10 protein-coding genes are annotated in these 10,609 nt (G+C 63.1%); 7 read left to right on the top strand and 3 right to left on the bottom strand.

The window, feature by feature from the left end; all coding sequences use genetic code 11:
- The first annotated feature begins 283 nt into the window (after positions 1–283).
- The 4 genes from AC1DMG_RS16095 to AC1DMG_RS16080 all read left to right on the top strand — a co-directional run bounded on the left by AC1DMG_RS16095 (position 284) and on the right by AC1DMG_RS16080 (position 5,491).
- Positions 284–1,558: a threonine/serine exporter family protein gene (locus AC1DMG_RS16095; RefSeq protein ID WP_477177924.1), complete on the top strand. Its 1,275-nt coding sequence runs from the start codon at positions 284–286 to the stop codon at positions 1,556–1,558.
- A 153-nt stretch (positions 1,559–1,711) separates the two neighbouring features.
- A complete protein-coding gene (locus tag AC1DMG_RS16090) occupies positions 1,712–2,389 on the top strand; it encodes a response regulator transcription factor (protein ID WP_477180758.1) in 678 nt (225 codons plus the stop codon).
- Between the two features lie 345 nt (positions 2,390–2,734).
- Positions 2,735–4,063, top strand: a complete 1,329-nt coding sequence (locus AC1DMG_RS16085) for an MFS transporter (RefSeq protein WP_441602484.1) — start codon at positions 2,735–2,737, stop codon at positions 4,061–4,063.
- A 93-nt stretch (positions 4,064–4,156) separates the two neighbouring features.
- Positions 4,157–5,491 (top strand): porin, encoded by a 1,335-nt coding sequence (locus AC1DMG_RS16080; RefSeq protein WP_477177925.1) that lies wholly within the window; start codon positions 4,157–4,159, stop codon positions 5,489–5,491.
- A 76-nt stretch (positions 5,492–5,567) separates the two neighbouring features.
- Here the strand turns inward: AC1DMG_RS16080 and AC1DMG_RS16075 are convergent, their stop codons facing one another.
- The 3 genes from AC1DMG_RS16075 to AC1DMG_RS16065 all read right to left on the bottom strand — a co-directional run bounded on the left by AC1DMG_RS16075 (position 5,568) and on the right by AC1DMG_RS16065 (position 8,443).
- Positions 5,568–5,894: an H-NS histone family protein gene (locus AC1DMG_RS16075; RefSeq protein ID WP_441602486.1), complete on the bottom strand. Its 327-nt coding sequence runs from the start codon at positions 5,892–5,894 to the stop codon at positions 5,568–5,570.
- 327 nt (positions 5,895–6,221) lie between these two features.
- Positions 6,222–7,919, bottom strand: a complete 1,698-nt coding sequence (locus AC1DMG_RS16070) for a proline--tRNA ligase (protein WP_477177926.1) — start codon at positions 7,917–7,919, stop codon at positions 6,222–6,224.
- A gap of 92 nt (positions 7,920–8,011) precedes the next feature.
- A complete protein-coding gene (locus AC1DMG_RS16065; protein ID WP_477177927.1) occupies positions 8,012–8,443 on the bottom strand; it encodes a DUF4124 domain-containing protein in 432 nt (143 codons plus the stop codon).
- A gap of 200 nt (positions 8,444–8,643) precedes the next feature.
- Here AC1DMG_RS16065 and pssA point away from each other — a divergent pair, with 200 nt between their 5' ends.
- From pssA to rimI, 3 genes are read left to right on the top strand one after another with little or no spacing between them, the layout of a single operon-like run.
- The gene (gene pssA, locus AC1DMG_RS16060; RefSeq protein WP_477180757.1) at positions 8,644–9,414 is read left to right on the top strand and encodes a CDP-diacylglycerol--serine O-phosphatidyltransferase; all 771 of its coding nucleotides are present in this window, start codon (positions 8,644–8,646) and stop codon (positions 9,412–9,414) included.
- Positions 9,414–9,896, top strand: a complete 483-nt coding sequence (locus tag AC1DMG_RS16055) for a hypothetical protein (RefSeq protein WP_477177928.1) — start codon at positions 9,414–9,416, stop codon at positions 9,894–9,896. Before pssA ends, AC1DMG_RS16055 begins: the two co-directional genes overlap by 1 nt.
- Before the next feature lie 8 nt (positions 9,897–9,904).
- Positions 9,905–10,375: a ribosomal protein S18-alanine N-acetyltransferase gene (gene rimI, locus AC1DMG_RS16050; RefSeq protein ID WP_441602491.1), complete on the top strand. Its 471-nt coding sequence runs from the start codon at positions 9,905–9,907 to the stop codon at positions 10,373–10,375.
- Positions 10,376–10,609 lie beyond the last annotated feature (234 nt).

The raw sequence follows: 10,609 nt of genomic DNA, 5'->3' as shown, positions 1-10,609 counted from the left end.
GTGCGCGACAGCCACGCTGCGGTGTACCGCTCCGTAGGTTTGTCGCGCACAGGGTGCGCTCCCACAAAGAGCCGACCGGCAAGGTTGATCCGCAACCCACGAAGCTGCCTAACCCTTGTAGGAGCGCACTTGTGCGCGACCGCAGGACTGGGATGTACCGCTCCGTTGGCTGGTCGCGCGCAAGTGCGCTCCTACAAAAAGCCATCCAAATCAGTTTTACTAGGGTCATGCCCATGACCCCACCTTCATCATCCGCGGCCAACGCCGCCCCCACGGTCACGCGATGAACTCTTCGACCGTCCCCACCCCGCTTGCCCTGGCGCCGCTCAATACGCGCATCGCGTTCCTGCTGGAGCTGGCGCGACGGCTGCATCAGTACGGCACGGCGGCGCCACGTCTGGAGGGGGCGATCTGGGGCGCGGCCCAGCGGTTGGGGCTGGTGGCGGATGTGTGGTCCAGTCCCACGGCCATCATCATTTCGTTCACCGACCTGTCCCAGGGTGAGGACGAAGTGGCGCAGGTGACGCAGGTGATGCGGCTGGCGCCCGGTGATGTGAACCTTGGACGCCTTAGCGACGCCGATGCCATCGCCGACAAGGTGATCGCTGGCGACATCGAATTGCGCGAGGGTTTTCGCCTGTTGCGCGAGCTGGGTCGACCCGATACGCGTCGCGCGCAAGCCGGGGTGATCGCCAGTTACGGCCTCGCCGCCGCCAGCGTGGTGGCGCTGCTGCTGCACAGTTCGTGGGCCGACCTGGTGACGGCCGCGCTGATCGGACTGATCATCGGCACCATCACCGTGCTGTCGGCCACGCGTCCGCGCCTGGCAGTGGCGAGTGAGGCGATCAGCGCCTTGGTCGCGACCACCATCGCCATCGTCGTCAGCCAGTTCGTGGTGCCGCTGGCGATCAAGTCGGTGATTCTGGCGGGACTGATCGTCCTCATGCCCGGCATGGCCCTCACGACGGCAGTGCGCGAAATCTCCAGCCAGCATCTGGTGGCTGGCGTGGCACGCATGGGCGGCGCCATCGCCACGCTGATCAAACTCACCTTCGGTACCGTCGCCGCCACGCAGCTATGCAGCGCGTTCGGCATCGAAGGGCGCGATTACGCACTGCCGCCGTTGCCCGCATGGACGGACTATCCGGCACTGCTCGTCGGCGCTTTCGCCTTCGCCATTTCCTTCCGCGCGGCACGACGCGACTGGCTGGTGGTGATGGCGGCCGTGGTACTGGGCTATCTCTCCACACGCTGGGGCGGTGCGTTGGCCGGCAAACTGCCGGCGGCGCCGTTTGGTGTATTTCTTGGCGGATTGATCCTCAGCAGCGTGGCCAATCTCTATGCGCGCTTCGTGCATCGGCCCGGCGCCTTGATTCGCGAACCGGGCATTATCCTGCTGGTGCCCGGTAGCGTAGGGTTTCGCAGCGTGTCGTATATGTTGGAACGCGATACGACTCTTGGCATGGACAGCACCATGCTGCTCATCACGCTGCTCATTGCCCTGGTGGCAGGGTTGCTGTTTGGCGACCTGTTGATCGCGCCACGCCGCTCGCTTTGAAACATGCCCGCCGCGCCGGTATTCGCTGACAGGACAGCACGCCAATAGCCTGTACGTCGCACCGTAGTATCTCCGGCAGGATGCACCTTACGATTCTTACTTGGGCTGCAACGGCCATCTGTCGAATGGAGAAGAGCCTTGCAGCCGGATGCGATGGCGGAGGGGCAGCTGCGCAGCGTTCTGATCGTCGATGACCATCCGATGTTCCGGCTGGCCTTGCGTTATGCGCTGACTACGCGCCATGCGCATGTGAACATTGTCGAGGCGGCGAGCCACGCAGCACTGGAGACGGCCATCACGGCGGACGCGTTCGATCTCGTCCTGCTCGATCTGGCCATGCCCGGCGCCAACGGTTTCTCCTCGTTGGTGCATTTGCGCTGCGAGCGCCCGGATATGCCGGTGATCGTGATTTCCTCCTACGAGGACCCCTACACCGTGGGCCGGGCAAGGCAGTTCGGAGCCGCCGCTTTCGTGCCGAAATCCGCCACGGCGAGGGACATCTGGCATGCGATCGAGATCGTGCTCGCCGGCGGCACCTGGTTCCCGGCCGATAAGATCGATGATGGCAGCGCCAACGCCCGGACCCGGCGACGCCTCACCTCTCTGACAACACAACAACTTCGAGTGTTGCTGTGCGTTGGCGAGTGTCTGCTCAACAAGCAGATCGCCGACGAACTGCATTTGTCTGAAAACACCGTCAAAGTCCATGTCAACGCGATCCTCAAGAAACTCCAATGCACTACGCGCACACAGGCGGCGGTGCTGATACGCAGCCTTATGCTGGACTCGCCGGTCGCGTCTTTGCAGATTCGCGGTGAAKGCGTCAGCTGACGACGCATCGCTGTGGCGCGGCCTTGATCGGGCAGATGGATCATGGGCGGGATGGGCCTCGATGCACGCCCATAGTCACGAAAAAATCGGTAAAGGCGCCCCGAATATGCTTCAAATAGGGCAAATCGTCTTGCTTGAAATGATTGGCTTCGATCGTTCTATGGACGTCCAAATCGAATGCGCGTACGTGCGTGAGATCGCTCGAGCTTGATTGATGTTGCGGTGCGTTAGTACCAATTAGCTATAGGTCGCTTCAGCGTCGCTTCCCTAGGATGAATGAACACCACGCGGTTGCCACGAGCAAGTCGCGTCGCGCGCCATGCGTGATCAAACACGGGGGAGACGATGAGAGCAAAGGTTGAGGAATTCCAAGGCGTCGACGCGGCGCCGTCACTGTCGTCCCTGCAACGACTGAAGTCGATCGTGGGCGGCTCGATCGGCAACTTGGTCGAATACTACGACTGGTACGTCTACACGTCGTTCTCGCTGTACTTTGCCAAGGCGTTCTTTCCACAAGGTGATGCCGTATCGCAGGCGCTCAACGCCGCGGCCATCTTCGCGGTCGGCTTTCTCATGCGGCCCATCGGCGGCTGGTACTTCGGCCGTTACGCGGACCGCCATGGGCGGCGCGCGTCGCTCATGCGCTCGATCGTACTGATGTGCGCGGGTTCGCTGCTGATCGCGCTGTGCCCGACCTACGACACGATTGGTGTCGCCGCGCCTGTATTGCTGGTCTTTGCACGCTTGATGCAAGGCTTGAGCCTGGGCGGCGAGTACGGCAGTTCGGCGACGTATCTGTCCGAAATGGCTACCGGCAAGCGGCGGGGCTTCTGGTCGAGCTTTCTCTACGTCACCCTGATCGCGGGCCAATTGCTGGCGCTGGCCGTGCTGATCGTCATGCAGCAGTGGTTTTTCACCGAGGGACAGCTCAAGGCCTGGGGCTGGCGTATTCCCTTCGCGATTGGTGCCGTCGTGGCCCTCGTCGCACTGTTCCTGCGTCGGAACATGGCCGAAACCGCTGCGTTCGTGAGCAGTCAGGCCAAGGCGGCGACTGTCCAGCGGGCGAGTTCGCTGGGCTTGTTGATCAAGCACTGGCGTCCGGCGCTGATCGTGGTCGGTTTGACCATGGGCGGCACGCTGGCCTTCTATACCTATACGACCTACATGTCGAAGTTCCTGGTGCTCAGCGTCGGCCTGAGCAAGGAGACGGCGACCCTGATAAACGCCGCCACCTTGTTGGTCTATATGTTGCTGCACCCGCTGGTAGGCGGTCTCTCCGACCATATCGGCAGGCGTCCGATCCTCATCGCATTCGGCGTACTCGGCGTGCTGTTGACGGTGCCGGTGCTCAGCACGCTGCGTGGCGTCACGAGTCCTTACGAGGCCTTTGCACTGATCATGCTGATGCTGGTGGTCGTGTCGGGTTACACGTCGATCAACGCGGTCGTGAAGGCAGAGCTGTTTCCTGTCGAGATACGCGCCCTCGGCGTGGGTCTTCCGTATGCCCTGGCGGTCGCGATCTTCGGCGGCAGCGCAGAGACGGTCGCGCTTTGGTTCAAGCARAGCGGCCATGAGAGCGGGTTCTATTGGTACGTCACGGCGTGCATCGGCTGCTCGTTGCTGGTTTACCTCTTCCTCCCCGATACCAAAAAGACCTCGTTGATCGAGGACTAAGCAGCAGCTTTTCCCTCCGCATCTCCCGGTCCGCGCAAGCGGACCGTGGGGAAGTGCGGCCCTTTTTCCCGCGAACAGTCGAGGAGCCGGTTGATGAAGAACAGAATGCGCAATGCCTTATCGTTGGCCGCGTTGCTCAGTGCGGCCGGTTTTACGACCACGGCGCAGGCCGCCGATGAACTGACCTGGCATGGCCTCACGCTGTATGGCACGTACGACATCGGCCTTGTGCACCAGACCCATGGTGCGCCAGTGAGCAAGGACTGGGGCGTTGGCACGGCGTATCTGATTGCAAAGAACAGCGACAAGCCGCAGACGACGATCGCGCCGAATGGGCTTTCGCAATCGCGCATCGGCCTGAAGGGCAAGCAGGATCTGGGCGGCGGCGTCGCCTTCGTCTTCAATCTCGAAGTCGGCTTCAATCCGCAGTCGGCTCGACTTTCCGATGGTCTGGCTTCGCTTGCCTACAACAACGGTCGCGCGCTGGACCAGCAGAGGTCGGCAGGCGATGCGTCGCGAGCAGGCCAGGTGTTCAACGGCCCTGCATTCGTTGGTTTGAGTTCGAAGGAGCTGGGAACGCTGACGGCCGGACGCAACAGTACGGTGTTGCTCGACAATATCGGTCGCTACGATCCGATGAACAGTTCATATGCGTTCTCGGTGATCGGCCTGCAGGGCGCCACCTCAGGTGGTGGTTATACGCAGGATGCGCGGGCCGACAATTCGCTCAAGTACAACGGGAAGTGGGGCGGCGTGCGCCTGGCCGCGTTGTACCAGATCGACAGTGGACATGGCGGCCAGGGCACGGGCTGGCAACTCAATGCCGGCTTCGATGGGCAGAATTTCTCGGTGGATGCGGTCTACGCGAGCAAAAAGGATGGCGTGTCCGCCGCCTCGCTCAATGCCGCGCAAGCCAGGATCATGCCGCGCGGTTCGCTCGCCGCCGTTGTTTCGGACAACACCGCGTGGACGATCGACGGAAGCTACACACTCGGCGCTTTCAAGCTGTATGCGGGCTTCGAGCGCATCGAATTCGAAAATCCTTCGCGCCCGCTCCGGCCGGGCTTCACCGGCCTCGGGGGTTATACCTTCAGCGTGGTCAACAACGAGGCATTTCCACATGCCAAGCACCTCGACGTATCGTGGCTTGGCGTGAAATACGCCATCAACAAGGATTTCGACCTTACCGGCGCCTACTATCACTACAACCAGAACGCCTACGGCAAAACGATTTGTCATGAACGCAGCGCGGCCAATTGCAGCGGCCAGCTCGATGCCTATTCGGTGCGTCTGGTCTGGCACAACTTCGCCAAGCGTTTCGACGCTTATACAGGTGCGATGTTCTCGAGTGTTTCGGACGGACTCGCCGCAGGTTACCTGCACAGGTCGACGATTGATCCGATGGTGGGTGTGCGCTTTCAGTTCTAGGCGCTCTGAAAATCAACGTGCACGGATAAAAAAAAGCCGGCCAATGGCCGGCTCTTTCTATGGCGCTGATTAGCGATCAGATCGCCAGATCCTTTTCTTTTTTACCGGCCTTCAGCGCATCGTTGAACCAGCGCGGACGCTTGCCGCGGCCGGACCATACCTGTTCGGGGTCGGCGGGATTGCGATACTTCGGTGCCACCGTGCCGCCGCTGCGGCGCGTCTTGGCGCCACGTGCATTGCCGAAGATGTCTTCGAAGGAATAACCCTCGGCCTTGATCAGTGCGTGGATTTTCTCGCGCAGCTTGCCGACTTTTTCCTTGCGCAACTCCTGCTGGCGAACCTGCGCTTTATTGATCAGGTCATTGAGCTGGTTATGGTTGAGACTCTTGAGATCAACTGCCATGCGTAACTCCCGGGGTGAGTGTGACTGCCTGACTTGGGTACTGCGACTTAAGCAGTACCTCTTTTGGATTATTGATTTTTACCGATTAACTGAACTGTTGCAAAGCAAATAGTACTGATTGGGAAAAATTCTTAGCGATCTGCCAGGACATTAATGCCAATAGGGACCAAAGCCCGTATCGAGCCTGAGGGGGCAGAGCGACATCGGAGGCTGGCCTCCCGCGCTCCGGCAGCGCCCGCGTCGCCCACCAGCGACCCGGGTTATTGCGCGGATTCACATAAAAAAAGCGGCCGCTAGGCGGCCGCTTTCTGGGGCTTTCAGTGGCGATCAGCCCAGGAGTGCAAACAGCTCGTCCTGGCTGATGGCGCGGGCCTCGGCTTCGTGGCGCGCCCGGTATTCCAGCGTGCCGGCGGCCAGGCCGCGTTCGCTGACCACCACGCGATGCGGAATGCCGATGAGTTCCATATCCGCAAACATGGCGCCCGGACGCAGGCCGCGATCGTCCAGCACCACGTCGATGCCACGTCCCTGCAGGGCCTGGTAGAGCGCGTCGGCCGCCTGTGCGATCTCCGGGGCGTTCTTGGGATTGATCACGCACACGGCCACGCGCCACGGCGCCATGGGCTCGGGCCAGATGGCGCCGGCGTCGTCGTGGCGCTGCTCGATGGCGGCCGCCACAATGCGGCTGACGCCGATGCCGTAGCAGCCCATCATCATCACCTGGGCCTTGCCGTTCTCGTCCAGCACCGTGGCCTTGAGCGCCTCGGCGTACTTGGTGCCGAGCTGGAACACATGGCCAACTTCGATGCCGCGGGCCATGTGCAGCGTGCCCTTGCCATCGGGCGAGGCGTCGCCCGCCACGACCTTGCGGATGTCCTCCACCCGGGTCACGCGCGCGTCGCGAACCCAGTTGGCGCCGGTGTAGTGGGTGCCGTCCTGGTTGCCGCCACAGACGAAATCAGCGAGAACGGCGGCGTCGCGGTCGACGATGACCGGGATTTCCGCGGACAGCTTCACCGGGCCGATAAAGCCCGGGCGGGTGCCGGTGAGCGCGAGGATTTCCTCTTCCGTGGCCAGCACGGATTCGCCCGGCATCTCGGCCAGCTTGCCGGCCTTCACTTCATTGACTTCGTGATCGCCGCGCACGCACAGCGCGACCAGACCATCGGTGCCGCGCACCAGGATGGTCTTCACGCATTGCTGCGGCGAGACCTTGAGGAAGCTGGCGACGTCCTCGATGGTCTTTTGCGTGGGCGTATCCACCCGCGTGAGCTCGGCGGCCGGGGCAGGGCGCGCCGTGGTGGGTGCGAGTGCCTCGGCCTTCTCGATGTTGGCTGCGTACTCGGAGACATCGGAGAACGCGATCGCGTCTTCGCCCGAATCGGCCAGCACCTGGAACTCGTGGCTGGCGTTGCCGCCGATGGCGCCGGTGTCGGCCTGCACGGCGCGGAATTTCAGGCCCAGGCGCGTGAAGATGCGCGCGTACGCCTGGTACATCGCGTCATAGGTCTGCTGCAGCGATTCCTGCGTGAGGTGGAAGGAATAGGAATCCTTCATCAGGAACTCGCGCGCGCGCATCACGCCGAAGCGCGGGCGGATCTCGTCGCGGAACTTGGTCTGGATCTGATAGAAGTTGACCGGCAGCTGCTTGTAGCTCTTGAGCTCGTTGCGAGCGTAATCGGTGATCACTTCCTCGGCGGTCGGCGCATAGCAGAACTCCTGCTCTTTGCGATCCTTGACCTTCAGCAGCTGCGGACCGAACTTGGACCAGCGGCCGCTTTCCTCCCACAACTCCTTGGGCTGAATGGTCGGCATCAACAGCTCGACGGCGCCGGCGCGATCCATTTCCTCGCGCACCACGGCCTCCACCTTGCGCAGCACGCGCAGGCCCAGCGGCGACCAGGTGTACAGGCCGGCAGCCAGCTTGCGGATCATGCCGGCGCGCAGCATCAGGCGATGGCTGGCGATTTCGGCGTCGGCAGGGACTTCCTTGACGGTGGCCAAGTGGAATTGGCTGAGGCGCATGCGAGCGGATCCGGCGGAGAAAGAGGCCGATTATAGCGGCCCGCGATGCTCAAACTCGCGGGTCGCGGCAGCTTCTTCGCGCTGAAGCAGGCTCAGTTGCCCGAGCAATACTGCTGGTATTGCGCTTCGGCGGCGGCCTGTTGCTGCTTGCGCTGGTCGGTGTTCATGACCTTCTGCTGATCGCCGTCCTGCATCACCACCGGCCCGCTGCTCTTGAGCGTCTCCATATTGTTTTTGAGATTGGCGCAGAGCTTGGCGCGGTTTTCGGGCGTATCGGCCATCGGCTGTGGCTTGGCCTGCGGCTGGCTGTCGCTCTTGGGCTCGCTATTGTTGCTATTGGAGGGTTCAGGGGCGGCCAGAGGCTCGACCGAGCCCGAAGTGGTGACCTTGTTGTACTTGGTGCCCTGCGGCGGCGGCGCGTCGGAGTAGTGCACGGTGCCGCCGGCATCGGTCCACTTGTAGGCCTGGGCGGCGGCCAGGGGCGCGACGAGCAGCAGCGCGGTGGCGATCAACAGTCGACGCATGGTGGGCTCCGGGACGTTGGGCGGTGTGCGGGTTTGTTAAGGAAAGGGTCGTCGTTCCGGGCGGACTTGCCGGGCTTGACCCGGTGCGCCGGCGACGCCGGCCGCGTCCCCCTGCGACGCCGTAGCATCCTTGCACCCCGTCCAGCCGGACTCAAGCGGGGGATGGTTTACACTGCGCGCATTCCGTCACGGATTGATTCATGAGCGACAGTACGCCCGTCCGCCCCCCGCGCCACCGGGGCATTTATCTGCTGCCGAACCTGTTTACCACCGGCGCGATGTTTGCGGGCTTCTACGCGATCGTGACGAGCATCGCCGGCGATTTCAGTGCGGCCGCCATTGCCGTATTCGTGGCGGCACTGCTGGACGGCATGGATGGTCGGGTGGCACGTCTTACCAACACCCAGACCGAGTTCGGCGTGCAGTACGACTCGCTGTCGGACCTGGTCAGCTTCGGCCTGGCGCCGGCGCTGGTGATGTACACCTGGTCGCTATCGAGCTTGAAGGACTATGGCCCGACCTGGGGCAAGATCGGCTGGGCCGGCGCCTTCATCTATGCCGCCTGTGCGGCGCTGCGCCTGGCGCGCTTCAATACCCAGGTGGGCGTGGTCGACAAGCGCTATTTCCAGGGTTTGGCCAGTCCGGCGGCGGCAGCGGTATGCATGTCGTTCGTCTGGACCATGGACAARTTCGGCATCCYCGGTGCCGAAGTTCCTTTCCTCACGCTGGTGATGGCGGTGCTGGTGGGTTTGCTGATGGTGAGCAATTTTCGCTACTACAGCTTCAAATCGCTGCCGATGGGCGACCGCGTGCCGTTCCTGTGGGTATTGATCGGCGTGCTCGTGCTGGTGCCGTTTTTCATCGATCCGCCGCGCGTGCTGTTCGTGGTGTTCACCCTTTACTTGCTTTCCGGTCCGGTGATGACCCTGTGGGGACGCGCCACGCGTCGCCGTCGTCGGGGAGTGGCCTGATGGCCGGGCTCGCGCACGCCGTGTCGCATCGTGAGCGCGTGCTCCGCGCGCTGGGTGTCACGCCATGGGTGCGGCGCACTGCGGTGGCTGAGCCTGTCGCGAGCGAATTGCCGGTGGTCGATGCCATGGCCGAGGTCGTGTCTGGCGACTGCATCGTTGTGCTGCCCGCGGGCTGCTCGCCGCGTGAGCTCGACCTGGTGGGCCGCGCCCTGATGGCCTGCGGTGCCGCCATCGCGCGCGCGCCGCGTATTGAAGTGAGCGATGGCCGATTGCCTGCCGCGCCGGAAGCCCGCGCCTATCTGGTCTTCGGCGAGGCGCAAGCGCATGCGCTGGGGCGCGAACTGCCGGCGGCGGCGCTGAGTCGCGCCCACATCGTGCTGGCCGACGAACCGGCGAGCGTGCTCGCCTCGGGTGCAGGCAAGCGTCGCCTGTGGAATGCGCTGCGCAGTTTGCGCCGCGCGCTGGTCGCTGCTGCGGAGTAGTCCCCTGCATGGTCGCCGTGGCCCGCCCTCACGCCGAAATCCGCGCCATGCGCCGCGACGACGTGCCCATGGTGGCTGCGCTGGAAGCCGCGTCTTACGACTTCCCCTGGACCGCGGGCATCTTCAGCGACTGCCTCAAGGCGGGGCATCCCTGCTGGGTGATGTGGGTGGACGGAGTGATCGCTGGCTATGGCGTGTTGTCGGTGGCCGCGGGCGAGGCGCATGTGCTCAATGTGTGTGTTGGGCCGGATCACCGTGGACTGGGTCTGGGGCGTTTCCTGTTTCGGCGTCTGCTCGATATTGCACGGTGGAATGGGGCGGGGCGGGTGTTTCTTGAGGTGCGGCCGTCCAATCCTTCCGCGCAGAATCTTTATCGGTCGCTGGGATTTGAGGAGATTGGGCGGCGGCCGAAGTATTACCCGGCCAAGGATGGGCGGGAGGATGCGATTGTGATGGCGTTGGATTTGGTGGCGGGGTAGGGGTTGCTGGTCGGGGGTTGATCGCTCCGCATGTGCCGCGCTCCAGCTCGTCATCCCGGCGCAGGTCGGAAGCGCTTTTCAACAGTCGAAGGCTGGTCATTCGAAGCCTCGGTGCTTAGTTGTCGCGATACGGCGACCTGGCTCGCCTGCCGCGGGCTTCCGACCTCCTGCCGGCGACGCAAAGCTAGTCCCCTTTTTGGGAAGGCCGGGTCACTTTCTCTTGCTTGCCCAAGA

This window comes from Dyella sp. 01N36 (genome assembly GCF_056399745.1).
Note: the sequence above shows the minus strand (reverse complement) of the source record. Positions and strands in the feature narration are given on the sequence as shown.

Excerpts from the sequence above, each read along its gene's own strand:
- AC1DMG_RS16080 (WP_477177925.1), top strand. The coding sequence starts at position 4,157 with ATGAAGAACAGAATGCGCAATGCCTTATCGTTGGCCGCGTTGCTCAGT.
- AC1DMG_RS16070 (WP_477177926.1), bottom strand. The coding sequence starts at position 7,919 with ATGCGCCTCAGCCAATTCCACTTGGCCACCGTCAAGGAAGTCCCTGCC.
- rimI (WP_441602491.1), top strand. The coding sequence starts at position 9,905 with ATGGTCGCCGTGGCCCGCCCTCACGCCGAAATCCGCGCCATGCGCCGC.
- AC1DMG_RS16075 (WP_441602486.1), bottom strand. The coding sequence starts at position 5,894 with ATGGCAGTTGATCTCAAGAGTCTCAACCATAACCAGCTCAATGACCTG.
- AC1DMG_RS16055 (WP_477177928.1), top strand. The coding sequence starts at position 9,414 with ATGGCCGGGCTCGCGCACGCCGTGTCGCATCGTGAGCGCGTGCTCCGC.
- AC1DMG_RS16095 (WP_477177924.1), top strand. The coding sequence starts at position 284 with ATGAACTCTTCGACCGTCCCCACCCCGCTTGCCCTGGCGCCGCTCAAT.
- AC1DMG_RS16065 (WP_477177927.1), bottom strand. The coding sequence starts at position 8,443 with ATGCGTCGACTGTTGATCGCCACCGCGCTGCTGCTCGTCGCGCCCCTG.